The sequence below is a fragment of the Mucilaginibacter sp. P4_E8 genome (assembly GCF_056401495.1).
This window is the reverse complement of the sequence record NZ_JBFUJG010000023.1, coordinates 44650-67988: the sequence shown is the minus strand read 5'-3', so window position 1 is coordinate 67988 and position 23339 is coordinate 44650. Positions and strand designations below refer to the sequence as shown.

Below are 23339 nucleotides of genomic sequence, written 5' to 3'. Positions count from 1 at the left end.
CGTTAGTAGCTTTAAGATTAAAATAGTGTTTGCTGTTTTTAGATTCCAGCTTTTCATATTTATCGTCGTCAGCAGCATTCTTTTTAACTGATTCTATGCCATTTTCACAACCGGCTTTAGAATTATATCCTTCGCTGGATAAAATAATTTCACCATTGTTTGCTTTTAGGTTGAACTGGTATTCACCATTGGTCCTGGTTTTAATTTCAAACTTGCTCATGTTTTTTAAGGTTTTTATTAAAAATAGGTAAATTCTGTTTTGCGGGCATTAACTTTTCGTTAAATAATCAGCATAAAACCTTTACGTAAGCGCTATTCTAATTTTTTCAGGTGCTCCACCGCATTGTTGTTTTTAGGGTTTAGTTCAAGTGAGCGCTTAAAGTTCTTAATGGCTAATTCTTTATTTCCCATATTCTCATAGATCTCCGCCAAACTATCATAGGTATTATAACCTTCGGGATACAGGCTTACATTCAATTTAAAAATCTGCAACGCTTGTTCTTTTTTTCCTTTTCCAAGAAGCCCATAAGCCCAGTTATTCACTTCGTTTTCCTTCAAATCAAATTTGGGGTCGTTTTTCTTTAATTCATCTGCCACTTCAATGGCATGATCATAGCCTTTTTTTGTTAATTCGGTAAGGAGCTGGTTGACGGAAGGAGAAAAACCAAATCCATCAGAAGCCCGCTGGGCCGTAGTGTAATTACTCTCTTCAAATATTTTCTTAGCTATATCGCCAAGCTTGTTATTGGAAGTTGGAGAACATACATTAGTCATCAATACAACTCCAAATTTTAATTCAGGATAGAGCAGAAAATAGGTGGTAAAGCCAAAAGTGGTTCCATCATCACGGATATTCAACTTTCCATCACCTGTTTTATTAATAAACCAGTTTAAGCCAATCGAAAAAACATTAACATCGCCCCATRCAATTTGGTGGGTTACTTTAACAGCGGGGTCTTTCTCATCCAGGTGAAATTTCATATACCTGGCCATATCAGCAATGCTTGATTTTAAACCGCCCGCGGCTTGTGCATCTTTAACAATATAAGGCATAACCATTCCTTTTTCGTTGTAACCCTTAACCAGGAGCTGAACTTTATCAGCCGGGACATCAACAAAGGTATGATCCATTTTTAGTGGTTTGGTGATGTACTCTTTTACCAATTCCTCATAAGATTTCTGATAAATGTTTTCTAAAATATAACCCATCAGCTGACCGGCAGCATTAGAATGCCGCGGATCAAGTCCGGGAACAGTATCCAGTTTAACCTTGTGCAGATCTTCCAGAAAATTTGCTTTTGTATAGCCCTCATGTATCTTTAAAATGGCGTAAGGAACGGAATCAGCATTCATGTTTTTTAACGCATCAGGATGATCAGGCAGGTTATCAGGAAGTCTGGAAGTAAGATTTGCTAAATGGATTAATTGTATGGGTTTACCCTCATAGGCTAAATTGGGATAATTGCCTTTAAGGTATTTACGGATATCATCGTCTAATTTTACCTTTTTTTCCAATACGGCTTTGGCCAATAAAACACTGGTAAATGTTTTGGTTATTGAGCCTATTTCGTATATGGTTTGATCAGACGGGGCCTGATCTTTACCTTTTTCGGTAGTGCCGTAATTATACAGATGTGTTTTACCATTTTCAACAATTCCAATAGAAAACCCCGCCCAGGAACTTTCCTTTATAAAATCCCTGGCCGCATGGTTAACAATGGAATCTAACTTTTGAGTATTTTGCCGGTTAGTTTGGGCAATGGCCATGCCTCCTATTTGAATAAACAGGGCAAATACTAATGTGATTTTTTTCATGTTTGTTTATGGTTGCAAGCAGAACCTGATAAATTTTATTCCAAGTTTATAACAATCTAATAATCAATAAATTAAATCCAAACAATAACCTTTAATTGTAACAAAACCGAACAGCAGTTGTCCGGTTTTGTCACTGGCTGCATTTAAGTAAACGCTGGCTCACTTAATACTATGAACCTATGTCTTTCAAAGAAAACAAACGTTTGCGTTAAATTAACCATCTGTTCTCCCCTCATAATAGCTGTACATAAATTGCCACATTGAAAGCATTTTATTAATTTTAGGTAATGACAGGAAAACCCGCTACTATTAAAGAAATAGCTAAAATTCTCAATGTTTCTGTATCAACAGTTTCAAGGGCTTTGCATAAGCACCCTACTATTGGTCTTACCACACAGTTAAAAGTGCAGGCACTGGCAGAAAAACTGAGTTATGAACCAAATCAAACCGCCATATCTTTTCAAAAAGGTAAAACATATACCATAGGTGTTATTCTTCCTGAACTGTCAGAGGCATTTTTCTCCGCAGCAATAAGTGCCATAGAAGACACCGCTTACAAAAGAAACTATACGGTTTTGATAGCCCAGTCACATGATGATGAGGAAAAGGAGATACAACTGGTTGAAAAAATGAAAAACTCGCGTGTTGATGGCCTCCTGATCTCTGTTGCAAAAACAACATCGGGCTTTGCACATTTTGATATGCTGAAACGGTACAATATCCCGGTTGTGTTTTTTGACCGTATCCCTCCGCTTAAAAACATACATTATGTGGCCTGTAATATGGAAACCGGAAGTATTGAGGCCGTAAACTATTTATTGCAAAAAGGCCATCGAAGTATCGGCATGATCAATGGCCCTAATACTTTGGCTGCAAGCAGCGAGCGTAAGGAAGGTTATATAAAAGCGATGATAAAAAACCGGCTCAAGTTTGACCCATCGCTCATAGTAAGCTGCAACTTAACAGAACAGGGCACACAGGCAGCCCTTGACAGCCTGCTTGCATATAAACGCAAACCCACGGCCATTGTCACCTTTAATGATTATGTTTCCTTATACGCCATAAAACACGCCCGTAGCCTCAAAATTGATCTGGATAAGGACCTGCAGTTTGTAAGTTATGCCAATTTACCTATTATTAATTATATGGATTATGCTCCCGTAGCGTCTGTTGAGCAGTTTCCCTATTTGCAGGGTCAAAAAGCAGCCGATATATTATTGGATCTGTTATCCCGTAAACCACAATCATCAGATGAGGTTCAGGCCTATTATAATGTTATGGTGGAGTCGCAATTGGTAGAAAATAAAAAAAGAAGCTAAACCTAAACTATAATGCTGTCAAATCCGGCGTATAATATTAAATTTTTCTTAAAGGATTCTAAATTAAAAAAACAGGCAAACGTTTGCGTGAAAAGTTTACCATTATATTAATTAGGTTTGGTTTAAGCATACACAAAACTTATAAAAAACTTAGTAAATGTTTAATGATATTCTAAAATCCTTTAACCTTATTGCCCAGGAATACCACATTGAAAAATTTGGAGAAGGATTAATAAACCGGACCTGGAAAATAACCGGTCTGGAAAATAATAACGAGTTTATACTTCAGCAGATCAATAAAAACGTTTTTAAAACGCCTACGCATATTGCCGAAAACATTGATAAAATTGGTGCTTATTTATCAAAGCATTACCCCGATTATTTGTTCGTGTTACCCCTGGCCGCTGTAAATGGCGATTACATGGTTAAACACAGCGACGGCGAATATTACCGTTTATTACCTTATGTAAAGCAATCGATTACGTTAAATACCGTACAAACCCGTAGTGAAGCTTTTGAAGCAGCGCGCCAGTTTGCCAAATTCACCAATTTACTGGCCGGTTTTAGCGTAACCAAATTAAACTATACTCTTGCCGGTTTCCATGACCTGTCTGCCCGCTTTGAAGAATTTAAACGGGTGGTTAAAAAGGCAAGTGCCGAAAGGTTGAACAAGGCAAATACAGCTATTGAAAATGCGTTTGCACACCAGGACATTGCCGAAATGCACCAATCCATTATGAACGATCAGCTGATTCCCCTGCGGGTGGTTCATCATGATACCAAGATCAGTAATATTTTATTTGATGAGGAACATAAAGGTCTGTGTGTAATTGACCTTGATACCGTAATGCCCGGCTATTACATCAGCGATGTTGGCGATATGATGCGTACTTACCTGTCGCCGGCCAATGAAGAAGAACAAGATACCTCGAAAATTGAGATCCGCGAAGATTTTTTCAGCGCCATAGTAGAAGGATACCTGTCAGAAATGAGCACTAACCTGACAGAAGCAGAAAGGGAGCTGTTTGTGTATTCGGGCAAATTAATGATCTACATGCAGGCCATACGCTTTCTTACAGACTATTTAAATAATGATGTTTACTATGGCACCAATTATCCCGGACATAACCTGGTGAGGGCTCAAAACCAGTTTACTTTGCTTAAAAAGTACATTGAGGCCGAAGACACATTTCAGCAAATAGTATCCAACACACAAAATCAGCCGAGATAACAACTATTTAAGACCAAATTCAAATATGGTTTTACTGCTGAATATCTCGCCGGCCTTGAGCACCGCACTTGGAAAATGCGGTTTATTGGGCGAATCGGGATAGTTTTGGGTTTCCAGGCAAAAACCTTCCCGGTGCTGGTAAGCGTATCCATCCTTTCCTTTTACAGAACCATCCAAAAAATTACCTGTATAAATATGAAGGGCTGGTTCTGTAGTATACACGGTTAGTTTACGCCCACTTTTATCCTCGATTGCCTGCGCGGCAAGCACCACCTCCTGCGAACGCTCTTTTTTAAGCACCCAGGAATGGTCATATCCCGATCCTAAATTTATCTGTTCGTGATCAGCATCAATATCCCGGCCTATTGGTTTGGGCGTACTAAAATCAAAGGGCGTTCCGGCAACATCTGCAAGGTTTCCTTTGGGTACTATCATACCATTTACAGGCAGGTATTGCTTTGCATCAATCCGGAGTTGATGATCAGTTATTGAACCTTTATTATGGCCGGCCAGGTTAAAGTACGCATGTTGTGTTAAGTTGATCACGGTGCTTTTATCCGTTTCACAACTGTACTCTACCGTCAACTGATCATCGTCATTCAGGGTATATTTAACAGTTACCTGCAAATTACCTGGAAACCCTTCATCACCATCGGGACTAAACAAACTAAACGTTAAACCCAGCCCCTCACTTTTATCAAAAAGAACTGGTGTCCATATCTTTTTATTGAATCCTTCTTTTCCTCCATGATGATGAAAGCCCCCTTCTTTCGCGGTCAACTGCCAGGTTTTACCTTCAATTTCAACCACTGCCCCCGCAATACGGTTGGCGTAACGGCCAACTATGGTGCCCATATAAAAAGGATCGTGCTGATAACCCGCAACGGTATCATAGCCTAACACAACATCGTCAAAAACGCCGTTCTTATCTTTAACAAAAACCGACTGGATAGCCGCGCCAATATTTGAGAGCGATACCCGCATCCCGTTTTTATTGGTGAGCGTGTACAGGTAAACCTTTTGATTGGCAACTGTCCCCCACTCTTTAATATCTAATGCTTTCATATTGATCAGGGCAATTTACTAAAATCAATATCAGGATTGGTTTTGCCTGATTGCTGACGGATAAGATTGGTTTTAAGCGAGKCAAAATCATTAAACAGCCCGCAGTTACGCAGATAAAAAAGATCGCCTTTAACGCCGCCATCGTAGTCTTTCCGGTAATTGATATTAGCGGTAGCATCGCCGGTAAAAAGGGCTTTGGTTAGCGGGTACCATTTACCTGATGTATCTTTTATCCAGCCGTTACCAAAAAACACTTTGCGCTGCACGGTGCCCATGTCAGGATCAAAATTCTCTAAAAAAGAATAAAGCCCTTTTAAATAAAAGCCAGACGAAGGGCGCTTAAAACTGGCTATCAATTGCCACGTACTTTGGTCTGCCGGTTTAAAACAGGCAGTAAAAACAGTGGTTTTTGATGCGACATCAGCCTGCGCGTGTACTAAAAAAGCATAGGTTTTACCGGCCACCCAGGGATAGTTCATATAGCTTTGCCCACCCGAACCTTCACTGCCAAATTCGCCCGCGTGTACTCTCGATCCTTTTTTTAATAATTTTATTTTTAAGCTGTCCGGAATGCTGTTAGGATCATCGGTATTAAACGGGCTCCAGATAGAGAATAGGATATGCCGCTCTGTTGGCGAATTTACCTGCATCCCGAAATAGCCCCCGGTAAAGCCATCGGCCATAAAATAGGAGCCTAAAACATCATTACCTACAGGTACGGTAACTTCGTTATAAAACCATTCTACCGTATTTTTGGCCTCATCGGGTAAACTGTAATTTAAATGCACTGATGGCCCCCTTCGTCCCCAGTAAAAGTAATTGCCATGATTGTCTTGCACGTATGTGGTGCCATTTGAAATTGCGGGGCCACTTAATAGCAGATCGCTTACCTGGGCATATACTTTACCACTTCGTTTTAATCCCTGCAATTTTACCTGTATATAGCCTGGCGTTTTAACAGATACCTTCCCAAAATTGATAATAGCCTGCTGACTTCCTGATACCGTTTTTGTTAAAGTTGTTTGGCCAACAGTAAGGCTTATTTTACTTGAACCATCAGGTACCAATAATTTTAAGGCGATGTTTAAACTACCAGCAGATTCCAGCCGTATGTATATACTCACCACATCTGTATTAGCGCTCCAGTTACTCAAACCAGTACTATCAATCTGAGCATGTGAGCCCCTACTAACCCAACTATTACCACCCAGCGGAACGGCTATTAAAGAATCTTGCGGTAGCAAGGCTGCCCGGCTATTTAATTGCAACAATGTAAAAGTTGCAATTAACAAAAAGACTTTAGCTATACTGTTTATGCGATGTTTATTCATAGAAATAAAGTGGTTTCAGTTTGATCTATTTAATACGCCTAAGCTGTTCTAATATCCGTGCGCCGCTATCATTGATATCGCTTTTTGCAGATGGTTTATTTTCAAATACCAGTTTACACCATTTCAAAATTCCATCGTTGGGGTATTGCTTAAGCTGTCCATTAAGCCAATTTGCTGCTGATGCTTTTCCATCCAACTTTTCCATGGCCCATGTCGTTACCAGGTGGTTGGCCGGTAAAAAATTCTTTACGGTATTATCCAGTTTAGGGTTAAACGTTACTATCTTTTTTAAATAATCCCTGGCTTCTTTGATCTTTCCTTGTTTTGCATAACATAGGTAACTCATCCAGTCCTCTGCCCTTTCGTCAATATTTTCCTGATAAGGTTTGCCAACACCTAAATTCAGGGGCCACTGTTTGGCATCATTAATAAAAGCTAAAGCAGCGGTATAATTGGCCGCTTTAAGTTTTTCAATAGCCAGCATCAGTTTAGCCTCATGGTACAGGTCGCGGCTTATGGTAGCACCTTCAAAGGGAAGTATATTGATGCGGGATAGCAATTTGGCGCACTCGTCATAGCGCTTATTGAGCAGCAATGTTTTAGCATACAACATCCCGATAATATAATTTTCAGGGTGGCTGCGATAAAAAGGTTCAACAGTATTTAAAGCGTTTTGGTACTGATCATGGCTTACATCATATTCGCCCAGCAGTTTATAATAGCGCCATTCCCCGGCATCCAGCTTGATGGCCCGTTGCAGGTCGGCCAGATCAGATGCCCCCATTAACATGGCCGCGCGGGCTGCATAAAACGGAGCGAAATCAGGCTCGTTGCCGCATTTGGCAAACAGGCCCTTACTCTCCGTAATACGATTTCTGTCCTTATACAACAGTCCCAGGTAGTATTTGGGTTTCCAACTGTTGCTTTGCTGCATGGCCCAGGCAAGTACCGCCTCATCATCTGCCCTAAAGGGGAATACGAACTTTGGTGTAGCGCTATTGGCCTGATCTAATAATTGTGAGAACGGTTGCCCTGCCTTATGTTGTAAAAAGGCCTGCCAATAGTTTACCAGCGCATTGCCTGGCGAAAGCTGCAATACCTTTTGACATTCCTCCAAACACCCGTTTTTGTAATAAGCGTTGGCTAGTTCCAGGTAGCTTTCAATAGGCTGTTCATTGGTGATCAATGAGGTGAAGCCGGTTTTGTTTTCTGCCGATGGATCTGACAGATATTTTTCAAACCGGGCAAAATCATTCAGCGGATCAAAAGCAAGGATCTGGTTTAACGCCTGCTCCGCGGCTTTAGGGTTATTTTGATTACGGTAGGCTATGGCCTGCACCTGCAATGCCGAAATATCATAACGGTTAAAGCCGATGCCTTTGGCTGCATATTCCAGCGCCTTATCGTAGTTTTTCTGTTTAAGGTATAAACTGCTTAATGCGTTATACGCCGCGCTCCTGTATTCAACAGATAAAGCAGCAATATCAAGTCCGTCTTTGGCATCGGCTATATGACCAAGCTGTGCATTGATGATGCCGTAATAATAATTGGCCGCGCCATCGTAAGCATCTAAACTTAAAGCACGTTTTGCAAGTTCCAACCCTTCGGTGTACCGCAGGTTTCGGTATAACAGCTCGGCCATTTTTGTTAACACGGGTAAAAAGTTATGATCCTTTTTTAAAGCTGCCTGCAGCTTTTCTTCTGCCTGTGGATATGCTTTTTCATCCATCAGCTCCTTGCCTTGTATGTATAAACCATAGGCCGTATTCCAGTCAAAATCTTTAGGCGATGTAATTGGCCGGCTCAAATTATCCGCATCCGGGTTTGATTGATATACCATTTTATCGCCGCCAAGCGTAACTGTTAGATCGCCCGCGTTTTTATCCATTTTAATGGAATCAACAAAAGTTTTAAGCGGGGACAGTTCTACTTTTTTGTTGTAGATAATAGCTGTACCCTGTTTAACCGTAAGACTATCATCAATCTTTTGCACCGGACTGAACGCGATTTTTAACCAGCCATTTTCGGCCCGTACGTTTAACGCGCCATAGTTGTTGGCTTTTACAAATCCTCTTGTCTTTAATACCGGGAACCAGTATTCTGTCCATATATCGGCAGCACCGGGTTCAAAACCTTTGTGCTTAAAGGGGGTAAAAGTACTTTCGGGCGATGTTTGGTTAAATAGCCTGCCCGATTGGATCTCGGAGTATTGGCCGTCGGTATCGGTCAGCAGTTTTTCCCAGATCATGCCCTGATCTGACAGGCCCCAGATCCAGATCTTTTTACCGGCCTTATCATCATGGCCCGAATATCTGGCCATCCCCATATCATCGTCATGCCAGTATGCTCCAAAAAAATCGGTGTATTTGCCAAAAACGTGGTACGATTTATATCCACCAAAATCATTGTTATTATAAAAGGACACATCCTTACCGTTCTGTTTGTTAATGGGCCAGTCGCCATGCTCACCCTGGTGGCCCAGGTAATTGGTACCGGGAAAAATGTACTGCAAATTGCCTTTGGTCTTTATCCCGGTATTCATCCAGTGATAATAGGGCTCATTTAAAGTATTGGAGTTGTACCAGGTAGATTTGGTGGTGAAATAAGCCTTATCCCTGGGCATATTGATCTCCATTGTCCAGGTAGTGCGGGTAAGCAGGTCAAGCACGCTGATGATGCAGCTTACGCTGCCATCATCGTTATTGCGTACTATATAATCAACTGGTGTAACTGAATTTGGAGTATGGCCTATGATGCCGTAATTAGGCTCAATACCGCCGCTTGTCCACGGGCCACGCATGGCAATGTCCCTGAACTTTACCACATGGTTTTCATAAATAAAAGGCTTGCCGGTTAACCGTTCCACAGCCGACCAGATCTTGCCCCCTATTTGCGGCAGTATGGTTAGTTTGATATAAGCGTTTTGCAGCTCAACCACCTTCCATTCCTTTTGCACAGGCTTATCTGTAAAACCATCATACCTGAAATACGGGTATATATTGGTAAACGCTGGGATAGGGTTAGGATCAGAGAATGGGTAGGTAGTAATTGTTTTTTTATACTCCTTAAAACCCGCTTTATCCTGCGCCTTAACCTGCCATACTGATAAGCAAATACCTAAAGTAACCAATCCTATTTTTTTCATCATTAGCTTATTTAATGATCAGCAACCAGCCTTTGGCTTTTTCAACAGGTATTTTATCATTTAGTCCGAACGTTTTTGCAGGCTGAAAGCTCCTGATCCCAGGCGCGGTAATAGTTGCCTTTGCTGGGTCAATCCCTAATTTTTGCCAGTCTATCTTTAATTGAACCTCGGTATCACTGTCTTCCCAACTGGCAATGGAAACCATAGCCGCGCCATCTTTTTTGTAAACCGTGGCCAGTACTTTTTCATGGTCGGTTTTTACAGGGTTATCATCAACCCAGTAGCCAATCATTTTGGTGCCTTTCATTCCAAAATCATCCCAGGCTTTCCAAATCGGACGTGGATCTGCGCCATCGCTCCAGGGCATACGATTGGTCATACCGTAAACCATACCGCGCCATTTGTTACCTCCGCCTTGCAACATCTCACCCATTAAGCCGAATGGAATACCGCTTACCTCGGTCAGGAAAAAATCGGGGTTATTTTTTTCGTAATCAAAATATTCACCAAACCAAAGGCGGTTGAGATACGGAAAATGCTCCATGTACAGGTTAGCGCTGTTATTAAAACCATCACTTTTATTGTACTGATTGGCCGAGTGCAAGTCGATGATACCCGGGTGACCATCTTTAGTCAGTACCCGTTTTACACGTTTCATGGTAACACGGTCAAAGGCCACATCGTCCAGGTAAATGCCATCGATGCCTACGTTTTCGGTGAGCCAGTTCATGCCTTCCACGTAGTAATTGTGCCAGCGGTTCATACCGCTGTTGATGATGGCCGCATCCTTAATTTCAGGAACAAACCAGGCAGCTATATAGTCATCGCCCACGTGCTCCTGCAGCCAGCTAAAGCCCCCGCCTTTGCCCGACGAATAGATCTCATGGCCCAAGCTTCTCAAAGCAAATGTTTCATAGGCGTGATTTGACAACTCACGTATGGTGTTATAGATCTTTACCTTTAACCCGGCAGCATGAGCCGAATCATCATAGGCTTTCATCGACTTCCAGGCAATAAAAGGGTAATTGATATTAGGGTTGATAGCTGTGGCATGATGTATATTGATCACCGTAGCCCCTGCTTGTTTAATAGTATCAATAGGCTTATAAGCATGATAAAACCTGGTTGCCCACTGAAAATCGGTATTTATGGTATGGAACGGGGTGATGAGTAAATTGAAATTGTAATACAAAACATCACCTTTATGCAGTTTTCTTTCGCCGCTGTAATTGTTGGCAAGTACCGCTTTGCCATCATCCTTTACTTTGATCCCGCCTTTGTCGCCATTGCCCCATGATGATGGTAATATCAATGGTTTTTGCAGGTAGAAATTGGTGTTTAACGGGCGCATATATTTATCATCGCGTAGGGAATATTGCAAGCCGGCATTTACATTACCTATCCAGGCACCGTCCTGATTTTTATGTGCCACATCCCATTTCCATTCAAAGTTCTCGGGGCGGTAACCGCCTTTTTGGCCTAAGCCCATCATATATTTGGCAACATCCCTTTTAAAGGGGATGTGCATGGTAATATCTTTCAGATCAATATCATTAAGGGCTTCAACTTTTACTGTGTAGGCCATAAACCCGTCAAATTCTATGGAGGCACTTACCTCCATTTTCAGGCTGTCATTACCGCTTGTAGCTTTCCACTGTACTGTACCCGGCTCCTGTTTGATAAATTGCAGGCCTTCACTTTTCAGCTTGATGTTTTTACCCCCGGCATTTAAAAAATGAAAATGAATGGCCTCGGTTAACAGATTGTTAGGCGTATTGGCATATTCGGTCATTTCGGGAGTAAAAAATGTTTGGATCTGTTTGGGGAAACCATCACTGTTCACCTCTACTTTTCTGCCCAGCAGATCAACTGTGTTATCTTTTACGGCCAATGGTGTATATGGCGCTATCACCGTATTATTTTGCGCCATAGTAGAGTTAAGCCATCCCAGTCGGGTCATTTTCCAGGGCTCATCTACCCCGCCATTTTTTGCGAGGGTTTTGCCAACTGTAATGGCTAACTGAATTTCTTTTGCAGGTTTACCGTTTATGCTGATGGTTGCTTTGCCGTTATAAATTGCAGGGGTAGCATTTGCTGGGACATCAATACCGCACCATAAAGCCTGAATATCACCCTTGGCTACCGTAACGGTTTTGCTCAGCGGCGAACCATCATAAGCTGTACCACCTGTATTGATACAAAAAATAGCCGACGCCGGGATAGCTTTACCCGAAGCAGTCTTCAGATCGCTGAACTTAATTTTTACATCATCAATATTTTGCAAAGCATATATGCCTAACTGAAAAGAAAAATTCTCGCCACGTAATGCTGTCGCCGCGTATCTGCTTTGCGGACCGTGCTCAATCCAGCGCTGCGGCAGGTCTTTGGTTATTCGGATAGAGTTCAACCTGTCTTCAGGGAAGATCAGGAATTGCTCACTTTTATGTTTGCTGATCAATGCATCAGTTTCATTTTTTGTGGCGATCACCTCCATCGGGTAAAAGCTATTGAACGCGTCAATAGATTGAAACTCCTTTACCGAAGCCAGCGGGATATTGGAGCTTAATCCATTTAACCATGCTACCGAAGCTGTGTTCTCGGGTTTTAGGTAAGTACCTTTGGGGTAGTTGGAACGGCCTTCATTTTTATAAGGCATGTAGTACACAAAATAAGTTCCTTTACCCGATGTAGGTTCAAAAACCAACTCGCCAGTTTCCCGGTTTATAGTACCCAACTTTACATTGGTTATCTTTTGTTTTGTTTGGGCATCCTGAATAATGATCCTTTTGTTTTCAGGCTCGGTATCCCTTCTACGCCATGGGATAATGACTTTTGCTGCTTTACCGGTGCCGTTAAAAGTTAAAACCACCCGGTGATTTCCTAATGAATCCTCGGTCCAGCAGTTTTTACAATTGGTGTAAGGTATTTTTTGAGCAAAAGCTGCAAAGCAGGGTAACAGAAAGGCAAACGCAAGGAGTTGTTTTTTCATAATCATTATTCAGTGGTATCTAAATTTAATAAGTTGGTTTAAGCCCTTTACTTTTCCAATAAGCGGCTATAGGTTTATATGGGCCGTACTTGTGCTGTGTTTCAGAAAAGGCATCATTAAAAGGGCCCTTATCATAATCAATAGCCTTTTCTTCATAGTGCGGGTATTGAATTTCTTTTACTTTTTCGCTCGGGCGCGGATGTTTCTTGTCATCATTTATAAAAGCTGCCAGGTCAAGCGCTTCGGCATCAGTAAGGTATGGCTTGCCGTGTGTAACCTTATCATAAGGCATATTGGCCACCAGCCATTGCGCCAGTTTAACCACCCGGTGCATACTTGACCCTTGCCGGTACGCTTTTGCACCCCATAGCGGCGGGTATGTATATGTTACATTACCATACCTCATTTGCCCTTCGCCGGTTGCGCCGTGGCAACGTGTGCAATTTACAGCATAAAGGCGTTCGCCATTGTCTGATGAAGCCGCGGTATCAGGAAAAGCGATCTCCATATTTTTTAAGCCTTTGGTATGGCTATCCACATGCGATGAGTCACTAAGCCATTTTAAGTATGACATGATGGAGATCATTTCCTTACCATCAAGCGGCAGCGGTTTACCCAGGTTTGGGCGCATTACGCAATTGTTTATCCTTTCGGCCAATGACAGTATCCTGCCTTCCCTTGCACGGTATTGCGGATAATTGCGAAAAACTGTTACGAGGTTAAAGGCATAAGGATGTGTGCCTGCATCGCGGTGGCAATTGGTGCAATTCATTTTATTGCCGGTGTAATGCCCGTTAATACCCTCCGGACCAATATAATAAGCGGTATTCAACATCAGTTGGCGGCCATACCTAACAGCCTGGCCAAATTTATCGTGAGGTATTTTTAGTGTATCAATAGTAACCAAACTATCAGCACCAATCAATGCGGTATTTGAATTACTTAAAGTCGCTGCACGATCTTCATTGCAGGAGGTAAACAGTTGCGCTACATCCGCAAGTACCACGAGCATTAAAAGCCAGACCATGTATTGATACCGTTTTTTCATCAGGGTTTTAAATAGGGATTAAGCCGGTCACTTTTTATAAAATTTGCCCGGTAAGTAGGTACCGATGTTTCCATTGTCCATAATAAAACGCCTTTGCGGTTGGTTAAAACAATGATATGCCTTTTGGAACAGCACACCAGCACGCTGGTATCATTGATCATATAAGCGCTGCCCATACGGCCATTAAATACTTCTTTAGGAAGCTGAATATGCAGATCGATCTTTGAAGTTTGCTGCTGTTCATCCAATTTCATGGCAAACACTCCCGACTGGTGTTTTTCGACCCCGTTATCAAAGAACATTAAATCGCCATCGGCATTGATATGCGCGGCGTGGGCCTGGGTAAAATTACATTCGGCGGGCATGGTCATTGTACCACCTTTGCCAAACTTCCAGATCACTTTGCCGGTGTGGGCATCTATCTTCCAGATCTGGCCATTGTTATAGAAGGACATCAGATAATTGCCATCCTTATCATAATTCAAACTGTTGGCGTGCATCCAGTCTTTTTTGGTTTTAAGCAACTTAGGGTCCTTAAGCGGATCCATCACATCAAACACGCTCCATTTCCATTGCTGCTTACCTGTTTTATCCATTATCATGATACCATCGCCATTCACGGTGTCTTTTTTGCTGCCGCCGATAGAACTCAGATCCATAATCTTTTGGTCAACAAACAAGGTTACTATCTGATCTTTATTGTTCTTTAATATTTCGTGGTGTATGGTTTGTTTAAAATCACCCTGCCCTTTTTTCAGATGCAAAAGGGTATCGCCTAACAAGTTAATTTCCAGGATCTCGCTGCCGTAACTGGTGGGTTCATCATTGCGGCCCAAAATGGAAAGCAGGGTATTGTCTTTTGTAAAATGGATCACCTTAAAGCCCAGGTTATCAATCATATGGTACCACCTGATCTGTCCTTTATAATCAACCAGGTAAGCAACGCCGGGGGCATACCGTTTATTGATGAGCATTAAACCATCCTTAAACACAGCGGGAATATGGCCATCGGAAGCACTTTTTGCTTTAAACTGATCCTGCAAAAACAAAGGCAGTTCATTCGATCTGAAAGTATAGGTTTTACTTACACTTTTAACCCCATTGGCTACGGTAACAATATGGTAAGCATAATTTGTTTTTGGGGTTATATTACATAAGATAAACCTATGCGATTCCGTATTTTTTGATACCGGCGAAACTTGTTTCGTGGTATCCGCCCCCTTATCCACCCAATATTCAGCGTAGGCGTCCACGGGTGAGCCGGTAAGCACATCGATCTGAATTTTTAATTCATTATCATTATGCAGGCCTACTTTTATCTCTTTGATCACGTTGCTATTGGAGCAGCCCGCTAATATTGCTGAGGCAACTACTACTGCAATACATCTCAAAAAATACTTCATCATACTATTTACAATACTATATTGGTTTTGTACCATTTGTGTTAAATATAAAAGAATATACAACCCTTTGCAGGGCTGTATATTCTTTTTTTGAAGTTAAAACACAGGTATTATTGCCTTCCGGAGTTACTTAAATTAGGGTTAATAGTAACCTGATTTAAAGGGTATGGGAAATATTGGTCACGTGGCATAACCACTGTTGGTGTTTGCCCTGTTCTTTTCAAATAGGCATTTACAATAACATCATATTTACCCATTCTTATTAAATCAGCTCTTCTTTTTCCTTCATAATACAATTCCCATCCGCGTTCCTGCAATAAGGCATCCCTCAATGTGGCCTGGGAATAATCACTCAACACAAGCTGTTTGGCGTGCGACCGACCTTTAACCTGGTTTATTAAGTTTATACTTTCGGCATTTGGTCCATTCAGTTCGTTCAACGCTTCGGCCCTGCTTAATAATACATCGGCATAACGTAAAATATCAACACTATGACCATCATAATAGGTATTTGCGCCAAGCGGGTCAGCATATTTCATAGTAGCAACATCGGGCATATAAAAAGCTCCCGGAGGCGGGGTAGCGCCTATTGTTGGCGCCTGCTGATGCACTAGGTTATCAACACCGGTATATGAAGTGAAGAACATCTTTTTACGGTCATCCGCATTATCATAACTGTTATAAAAATCCCAGGTTACTGCATAGTACTGCCACCTGTCGGTTAAAACCGGGTGTTGTAACGGACCAAAGTGATTCAATAGCTCCGTACCGTTTACGTTGGCATCGCTCAATACCGAAAAGATATTTTCAGAACACCATTTATTGGCTTCGGCAAATAAACCGGCATAAGAAGGATAAAGCTGGTAAACATTCAGATCCATCACCTGCTTGGTTAAATCAGCGGCTTTTTGCCATTGTTTTTCGCGCAGATAAAGTTTAGCAAGCAATGTAAGGGCTGCTCCTTTGGTTGCGCGGCCTACATCATTGGTTGAATAGATGGAATTACTTTTATAATCAACCGGAAGCGTACTTGCAGCAGCTGTAAGATCGGTTATTAAAAGCGCATCGATCTGGGCAACCGGGGTAACCGGTGGCTGAGCTGTATAATTAGGATTGGTAAGATCTTTTTCGGTAAGGAGTACTACAGGGCCCCAGGCATCGGTAAGATCCATATAGGCCACAGCGCGCAAAAATTTAATTTCGGCGAGAAACTGATTTTTATGATCGGCAGAAACCGAAGTCATTGGTGTAATATTATAGATAGCGTTGTTTGCATTGGCTATCAGCTTGTATATTTGCCTCCAATCCTCGGCCAGCAAGCCATTGGCTGAGTTCCATTGCACTAATGAAAGCTGACCAGGGTCGCCACCATAGCTGCAATGCCCAACATCGGTCGTAAGATCGGTAAGGGCAAAGTGCCTTACGGTCCAATAATCAAAGTTATCGCCAACAGCCGGTCCTTTTAAGCGGGCATAAACCGCATTTACCGCGGCAATAGCATCAGATTCGGTTTTAAAAGCGTTGGCACTCGTTAAACTGCTGTACACCTTAGGGTCGAGGTTTTTATTACAGGAGAACTGAATAAAAACCGCTATGGTGATCAAAAGAATACTATATTTTTTCATTTCTTTTAAATTTTATGTTGATCCTTAAAAAAGGATAATTGTTGTTTTGTTAATGGATAGAAGCTTTTATACCAAAGGTGATAGTCCTGAACGCCGGGAATCCACCAAAATCTAAACCGCCAGCCAGGTTATTAATTGAACCCACATTTTGGGTACTTGCTGAAACAGCAGCGGCATGAACGTTAACCTCCGGATCTGTACCTTTATAGCTGGTAACCGTAAATAAATTCTGGGCCTCGGCATAGATCCTTATTCCCTGAAGAATTTTCATATTCTGGAATAATGACGATGGGAAGCTATAACCCAATGAAACCGATTTTAAGCGTGCAAAAGAAGCGTTCTCTACAAATCTTGAGTTAACATAGCCACCGTAGGTAGTTAAAAAATAACCTTCCCGGGGTACATCAGTATTTTCATTTTTGCCGGCAACAAATCTGTTTAACGCATCGGCACCGGTTGTCGACTCCAGTACGAGCCTATTCATGTTAAATAAGGAATAACCAAACGCGCCCTGGATAAAAATGTTCAGGTCGAAACCTTTGTAATGGAAATCATTACCAAAGCCGGCTGTATAATGTGGGTTTGAGTTACCCAAATAGGTTTGATCACCGTCAGGTGTAATTTTACCATCGCCGTTCACATCCTTATACTTAGGATCGCCGGGTTTTGAATTTGGCTGTGGAGCGTAGGTTTCTCCTGTTTTTAATACGCCTTCGTAAACATAACCGTAAAGCTCTCCCAGCTCAACCCCAGGCACCACTTTGGTAAATGGCTGTCCCGAAACCACGCCGCTTGGGTTAGCCGTATTGGTAACTATCTCTTTAACATTGTTTGATAGTTTCAAGGTTTTTTGCTTGTTATATGAAATATTGAAACTGGTGTTCCATGAAAAATCCTTTGATCTGATATTGCTTGTATTGATAGAAAGCTCAATACCCTGATTTTGGATAGAACCGGCATTTATTAACTGGGTACTAAAGCCCCAATACTGTCCAATAGGAATATTGATCAGCAGGTCGCTGGTTTTTTTACGGTAAATATCAATAGTGGCATTAATTCTGTCGTTAGCAAAACCCATATCTAAACCTAAGTCAAACTGCGCTGTGCTTTCCCATTTCAGGTTAGGATTTGGTAATATTGATGGTTCAATACCCACTTGCAACGGACCGCCGTCGCTAAGCACGGTGCTATAGTTGGTAAATGTAGTGATGTAACGGTTGTTAGGGATGCGGTCGTTACCGGTAATACCGTAGCTTACCCTAAGCTTTAAACTGGAGAAGGTATTTAAATTTTTAATAAACTCATCTTCAGTAAATTTATAAGCTACAGCGCCTGATGGAAAAAGACCATGGCTAAAGTTGGAGCCAAACTTTGACGAAGCATCATCCCTTAAGGTAAAAGTTGCTAAAAGTTTGTCTTTATATGAATAATTTAACCTTCCATAATAGTCGGTAAGTTTAGATTGATCCTTATTACTGCCGTAACCATTTGTAAGAGAACCAGCGCTTAAATTATAAAACAAAAATGCGTCGGTAGGAAAACCTTTAGCTCCCGCGTTTAGTGATTCTGTTACGTCTTTTTGGTTGGAGTTACCTACCAACAAAGTAAACGCGTGATCCTTTAATTCATATTTATAGGTAAAGTAGTTTTCGACCAACCACCTGAATGAAGTATACATCTGCTCTGAGGCTATACCATTATTTGCTTTACCGGCAGTTAATGTTCTTGGGGTGTACTGGCCAGCGGTGGTTTGGTTATATTCGCTACCGGCACCCAGGTGATAGGAAAGTCCTTTAATGATCTGATAATCTAAAGCGATGTTTCCGTTTACCAGTTTGTTACCGCTTGTATTGGTTGGCTCCAAAAGGTTGGCCAGTGCGTTGTTTTTTCCCTGGTAAACATAATAAGTACCATCAGGATTATAAACCGGGATATTAGGCTGTGCTGTTAAAATACTGAACAAAGGCGCTGTAATATCACCAGAATAGGATTGCTGGTTTTGGTTAGTGCTTGCCCCGTAAAAGTTGGCGCTTAGTTTAATATTCTCATTAAGCGTTTTTTCGGCACCTATTCTTGCACTGTATCTTTCCATACTGGTGTTTTTTAGTACACCAACCTGTTTTATATAATTACCTGAAACATAAATTTTTGAATTTTTATCGCCACTGCTGATACTCAGGTTGCGGTTTTGAACGGTTGCATTTTGCGTAGCCGCTTTTAACCAATTGGTATTGGTAACCGGAAAACTTGGTGGAAAAATTGGTGGGTTGCCATCTTCAATCGCTGTGGCGTTCTGAATGGCGGTATATTGAGCACCTGTAAGTAGGTTAGGTTTGTATGTTAAATACTGGGTACCGTTTGATACATCGGCATCAATAGATACCTTACCTGTTTTACCTTTTTTGGTAGTGATCAAGATTACACCATTACCACCACGGGAACCATATATGGCAGTTGCCGATGCATCTTTTAAGATTTGAATATCGTCAATATCATTAGGGTTGATCAGGTTTCCATTATCCGTAATAAAACCATCAACAACATACAACGGCGAGTTACTTGTATTAATAGAGTTACCACCCCTCACCGTAATAGAGATAGCTCCACCCGGTGCAAAGCTTGATTGCTGTACCTGTACACCCGCAGCCTTACCCTGTATGGCCTGGCCAAGGCTTGATGTAGTACCACCCAGGATCAGGTCATCACTTTTTACCGAACTTACAGAACCGGTAAGGTCGCTCTTTTTCTGGGTACCGTAACCTACTACTACAACTTCGTTAAGCTTATTCAGGTCTTCCTCTAAAACAATAGATAGTTCGCTGGATGTTCCGATGGTTACGTCCTGTGTTTTGTATCCTACATAGGTTACCGTTAAAACTCCCGATTTACCTTTAAGTGTTAATTTAAACTTACCGTTTATATCAGTTACGGCATTGTTTTTAACCCCTTTTTCGGTTACAGTTGCGCCAATTACCGGAACGCCTTTATTATCCTTTACTGTACCATTTATTGCGGTTTGGGCACTTGCCCATACCGGTAACAGTACAAGCAGGTAACAGCAGATCATTTTAGAAAAGAGCTTGCATAACCTACGCCCTTTTAAAAATGTACTTTCACTGAAACCTGAGCCAAATTGTGTGTAAACTTTAATCATACATTGTTGGTGTTAGTATTAATTAATCAATTAGTTTTTGTTCGTTTTATTTATTGTTTTGGATATTGGAAATTAGAGATAAGGCCTAAACAAAGCAAAGTTGAAGGCCCGCAAACACCACGCAAACGTTTGTTTTACAAAAACTTAAATGACGCAAACGTTTGATAAATGGGAAAACACACCGGATATTTTAGGAGAAGAGGCTGTAAACAACCTGCTTTACAGATTTTTAACCCGGCGGTTTTTAAACTTTTGTTAAAAAGCTGCTTGTTTTACCTGGGTTGATGATATTTTTTGATTTGGGGTTGAGTTTTAACCTGTTAAGCCTTGATTTGATTTGCCCGACCGTCACTTCGCCTTCGGCAAAAAGAGCGGGTACAAAGTTTTTTATTTTAACTATTATCCTGAGGAACGAAAGATCTATTGGTGAACCTGCCCAATCGCAGAATAGATGCTTCACTATGTTCAGCATGACAAATTTATTTCCTAACCCTCTTTGCAGCGAAGCTGAAGAGAGGTCGACAAGCACAGCGATGTCGGGGTGAGTCTTCGCAAAATGTGCTAATCAGGCTTAAACCTGTACAAAAGGAATGATGTACTTGTAAACCTTCTCCATGCTTTCCATAGGCAATTCAAGCGCTGTATAAATGATGAGATTGGATTTGGAAGGTACCTCAAACCCGGCGCTGATACCCGTAAAGTTGGGTATTTGACTTGATTGGGCCTTTTTATACAGGCCTTTAATGTCCCTTGCCTGGCAAACACTCATGGGGCAGTCCACAAAAACTTCCAGATAATACCCGCCTATGATTTGCGCTGCAAGGGCCCTGTGTTTTTCAAGGGGAGTTATAAAAGAACAGATGGTGATAATATCGTTTTGCAGCATGATCCTGGCTATTTCTGCCGCACGCCTGATATTTTCTGATCTGTCGTCCTCCGTGAACGACAGATCATTATTAATACCAGCCCTTAACACATCCCCATCTAAAGAAACTGTAAAAAAACCATCGTTTTCCAGTTTTTCTTTTAACAAGGAGGCTATGGTTGTTTTACCCGCCCCCGATAATCCGAATAGCCAAACAACAATCCCTTTTTGATTAAGCAAAGCTTTTCCCTTCTATTTAATTTTAAACTAATACAATGTCTTATTCAGGTATTCTGTAAACATTGTTGCTGCGGTCAATATCTGGCAGCTGCCTGTCAGGGTCTAAAATTACTGAAGTTATTTTTGTAGTTGAGTTACATTTAAATACCCATTTTGCACCACGCTGCCAAACCTCAACAGGGAGTTTTATTTGTTGTACAGCTCCGTTTTGTTCGGTTACTTTTATGGCTACAGGCAGGGCCATGCCGCCTAAATTTTCAAGAGTTATCAACGCCCCGGCTACAGGATCGTTTTTTACATACTTTACATCAGTAACAGCCTGATCAAGGTTCCAGGCGGTAAAGAACCACTCTTTCCAAAACCAGTTAAGATCTTCGCCCGCTGCATCATTCATCGTACGAAAAAAATCATCAGGCTGCGGATGTTTATAAGCCCAGCGTTTGATATACATATTAAACGCATAATCAAACCTATCGGCGCCTAAAACTACATTCCGCAAAACGTTTAAAGCCAGTGCGGTTTTGTAATAATACAGACCACCATCTGAAAAGGCCATCACTTCGGGCGCGGTCATCAGGGGATCTTTCTCTTTCAATAAACTACGTGTCATGCTTACTGCCATGCTGCTGGTATCCTTATATTCGCCGTGGTTAAACCAATTAGAGGCATAGCCATTTATAAAAGTGTTTAAACCTTCGTCCATCCACATAAAGCGTCTTTCGTTACTGCCTACTATCATCGGGAACCAGTTATGGCCCATTTCATGCGTAATATCATGCCACAGGTCGTCCTTTTTAATCTTATAGCTGCAAAATACAATACCCGGATATTCCATTCCAAGCGCTACCCCAGCCACCACAAATGCCGAATGCCAAGGGTATTCGAAATAATTTTTGGAGTAAAACTCTATACTATGTTTTAAATATTGGGCAGCACGGCCATATCGTTCATAGCCACGGCTTTCTACCGGGTAAACCGCATTAGCCATTCCCTTTTTTCCTGATGGCAGATTAACTCGGGCGGCGTCCCAAATAAACGCCCTTGATGCCGACCAGGAAACATCACGTGTGTTGTGCATTTTATAGTGCCAGGTTAAGGTACCAGCCTGTTTAGGTCTTGAACCAGCAGTGCCTACCTCGGTCTCGGTTATAATACTTACACTGCTGTCGCTTTTAGCTGCAGCAGCCAACCGTTTGTTTTGCTCAGTGGTTAAAACTTGCTCCGAGTTTTGCAGATCGCCGGATGCGGCAACTATCATATCAGCCGGTACGGTGATAAAATAATCGTAATTGCCGTACTCGCAGTAAAATTCGCCGGTACCAATGTAAGGCAAAGTATCCCACCCATTTACATTGTCATAAACACACATGCGCGGATACCATTGGGCCAGCTGGTAGATCACGCCATCTTTTACAGGTAATTTACCCATGCGGTCGGCACCGTAATTGGGAACATTAAAATCGTAATTGATCTTTATAACGATTTGATCGCCATGCGGTTTTACCGCGAAGGGCAAACGTACCTGCATGCGGGTATCGTTAATAAGAGGTTTAACCGGGTAGTTTTTACCCATATAGGTAACCAAAACAGTTTCAATATGGTAGCCTCCCTTGTTATAACCCTTAACATCAAAGCGGTCGCCGCCCACGGGTGTTGTGGCAGCGCCTCTGGAATCGGACCTGAATAAATTCTGATCGAGCTGAAGCCATAAATAGTTAAGCGTATCAGGACTGTTATTGGTATAGTTGATGCTCACATTGCCCTTGATCAGGGTATCCTTTTCAACCAGCGTGGCATTAATTACATAATCTGCTTTGTTTTGCCAGTATTTTGGACCGGGAGCGCCATTGGCACTCCGTAACTCATTACCATTATGGGTAAAAAATGAATGATCGAAAACCTGGAGCTGGTCATAGGAAGATTTTGTTTGTGCAATAGCAAAAAATGGCATCATTGCCACACAAAAAAACCACAAATTGATCTGTTTATACTTTATCATTATCTCTTGAATAGTTTAAATACGGGCACCTTAGCGACAATGAAAGATAGATACTAATACAGCCTTAAAGCTATATACCTTAACGCAAACGTTTGATAACAGGCCAAAAA

Annotated in this window: 15 protein-coding genes; 2 read left to right on the top strand and 13 right to left on the bottom strand. The window is 41.6% G+C overall.

Annotation, left to right across the window (positions count from 1 at the left end; genetic code table 11):
- Positions 1 to 220, bottom strand: a 220-nt coding sequence (locus AC1DRQ_RS12175; protein WP_477424695.1) for a YegP family protein, incomplete at its 3' end; no start/stop codon positions are given.
- A 92-nt stretch (positions 221 to 312) separates the two neighbouring features.
- Complete coding sequence (locus AC1DRQ_RS12170; protein WP_477424694.1) at positions 313 to 1815, bottom strand: serine hydrolase; 1503 nt, start codon at positions 1813 to 1815, stop codon at positions 313 to 315.
- 287 nt (positions 1816 to 2102) lie between these two features.
- Between AC1DRQ_RS12170 and AC1DRQ_RS12165 the strand changes: the two genes are divergently transcribed.
- Positions 2103 to 3134: a LacI family DNA-binding transcriptional regulator gene (locus tag AC1DRQ_RS12165; protein WP_477424692.1), complete on the top strand. Its 1032-nt coding sequence runs from the start codon at positions 2103 to 2105 to the stop codon at positions 3132 to 3134.
- Positions 3135 to 3291: 157 nt separating this feature from the next.
- Entirely contained in the window at positions 3292 to 4365 is a 1074-nt protein-coding gene (locus AC1DRQ_RS12160) for a phosphotransferase enzyme family protein (protein ID WP_477424690.1), read from the top strand.
- A 3-nt stretch (positions 4366 to 4368) separates the two neighbouring features.
- Here the strand turns inward: AC1DRQ_RS12160 and AC1DRQ_RS12155 are convergent, their stop codons facing one another.
- The 11 genes from AC1DRQ_RS12155 to AC1DRQ_RS12105 all read right to left on the bottom strand — a co-directional run bounded on the left by AC1DRQ_RS12155 (position 4369) and on the right by AC1DRQ_RS12105 (position 23229).
- Positions 4369 to 5430, bottom strand: coding sequence for an aldose epimerase family protein (locus tag AC1DRQ_RS12155; RefSeq protein ID WP_477424689.1), 1062 nt, complete (start codon positions 5428 to 5430; stop codon positions 4369 to 4371).
- Positions 5431 to 5435: 5 nt separating this feature from the next.
- A complete protein-coding gene (locus tag AC1DRQ_RS12150; protein ID WP_477424687.1) occupies positions 5436 to 6761 on the bottom strand; it encodes a DUF3472 domain-containing protein in 1326 nt (441 codons plus the stop codon).
- A gap of 25 nt (positions 6762 to 6786) precedes the next feature.
- The gene (locus AC1DRQ_RS12145; protein WP_477424685.1) at positions 6787 to 9909 is read right to left on the bottom strand and encodes a DUF5107 domain-containing protein; all 3123 of its coding nucleotides are present in this window, start codon (positions 9907 to 9909) and stop codon (positions 6787 to 6789) included.
- Between the two features lie 4 nt (positions 9910 to 9913).
- Positions 9914 to 12895, bottom strand: coding sequence for a glycoside hydrolase domain-containing protein (locus tag AC1DRQ_RS12140; RefSeq protein ID WP_477424683.1), 2982 nt, complete (start codon positions 12893 to 12895; stop codon positions 9914 to 9916).
- Between the two features lie 25 nt (positions 12896 to 12920).
- Positions 12921 to 13943 carry a c-type cytochrome gene (locus AC1DRQ_RS12135; RefSeq protein WP_477424681.1) on the bottom strand — a complete coding sequence of 341 codons (1023 nt, stop codon included), beginning with the start codon at positions 13941 to 13943 and terminating at the stop codon, positions 12921 to 12923.
- On the bottom strand, positions 13943 to 15349 hold the full coding sequence (locus tag AC1DRQ_RS12130; protein ID WP_477424679.1) for an aryl-sulfate sulfotransferase: 1407 nt from the start codon (positions 15347 to 15349) through the stop codon (positions 13943 to 13945). Before AC1DRQ_RS12130 ends, AC1DRQ_RS12135 begins: the two co-directional genes overlap by 1 nt.
- A gap of 107 nt (positions 15350 to 15456) precedes the next feature.
- Positions 15457 to 16971: a RagB/SusD family nutrient uptake outer membrane protein gene (locus tag AC1DRQ_RS12125; protein WP_429398280.1), complete on the bottom strand. Its 1515-nt coding sequence runs from the start codon at positions 16969 to 16971 to the stop codon at positions 15457 to 15459.
- A 49-nt stretch (positions 16972 to 17020) separates the two neighbouring features.
- Positions 17021 to 20038 (bottom strand): SusC/RagA family TonB-linked outer membrane protein, encoded by a 3018-nt coding sequence (locus tag AC1DRQ_RS12120; RefSeq protein WP_477424677.1) that lies wholly within the window; start codon positions 20036 to 20038, stop codon positions 17021 to 17023.
- 331 nt (positions 20039 to 20369) lie between these two features.
- Positions 20370 to 20597, bottom strand: a complete 228-nt coding sequence (locus tag AC1DRQ_RS12115; RefSeq protein ID WP_477424675.1) for a hypothetical protein — start codon at positions 20595 to 20597, stop codon at positions 20370 to 20372.
- 99 nt (positions 20598 to 20696) lie between these two features.
- Positions 20697 to 21230 carry an adenylyl-sulfate kinase gene (cysC, locus tag AC1DRQ_RS12110; protein ID WP_477424673.1) on the bottom strand — a complete coding sequence of 178 codons (534 nt, stop codon included), beginning with the start codon at positions 21228 to 21230 and terminating at the stop codon, positions 20697 to 20699.
- Between the two features lie 40 nt (positions 21231 to 21270).
- Positions 21271 to 23229, bottom strand: a complete 1959-nt coding sequence (locus AC1DRQ_RS12105; RefSeq protein ID WP_477424671.1) for a M1 family metallopeptidase — start codon at positions 23227 to 23229, stop codon at positions 21271 to 21273.
- Positions 23230 to 23339: the final 110 nt, after the last annotated feature.

Coding starts and splice junctions, on each gene's coding strand:
- AC1DRQ_RS12165 (WP_477424692.1), top strand. CDS start 2,103: ATGACAGGAAAACCCGCTACTATTAAAGAAATAGCTAAAATTCTCAAT.
- AC1DRQ_RS12160 (WP_477424690.1), top strand. CDS start 3,292: ATGTTTAATGATATTCTAAAATCCTTTAACCTTATTGCCCAGGAATAC.
- AC1DRQ_RS12155 (WP_477424689.1), bottom strand. CDS start 5,430: ATGAAAGCATTAGATATTAAAGAGTGGGGGACAGTTGCCAATCAAAAG.
- AC1DRQ_RS12145 (WP_477424685.1), bottom strand. CDS start 9,909: ATGATGAAAAAAATAGGATTGGTTACTTTAGGTATTTGCTTATCAGTA.
- AC1DRQ_RS12140 (WP_477424683.1), bottom strand. CDS start 12,895: ATGAAAAAACAACTCCTTGCGTTTGCCTTTCTGTTACCCTGCTTTGCA.
- AC1DRQ_RS12135 (WP_477424681.1), bottom strand. CDS start 13,943: ATGAAAAAACGGTATCAATACATGGTCTGGCTTTTAATGCTCGTGGTA.
- AC1DRQ_RS12130 (WP_477424679.1), bottom strand. CDS start 15,349: ATGATGAAGTATTTTTTGAGATGTATTGCAGTAGTAGTTGCCTCAGCA.
- AC1DRQ_RS12125 (WP_429398280.1), bottom strand. CDS start 16,971: ATGAAAAAATATAGTATTCTTTTGATCACCATAGCGGTTTTTATTCAG.
- AC1DRQ_RS12120 (WP_477424677.1), bottom strand. CDS start 20,038: ATGATCTGCTGTTACCTGCTTGTACTGTTACCGGTATGGGCAAGTGCC.
- AC1DRQ_RS12115 (WP_477424675.1), bottom strand. CDS start 20,597: ATGCTGAACATAGTGAAGCATCTATTCTGCGATTGGGCAGGTTCACCA.
- AC1DRQ_RS12105 (WP_477424671.1), bottom strand. CDS start 23,229: ATGATAAAGTATAAACAGATCAATTTGTGGTTTTTTTGTGTGGCAATG.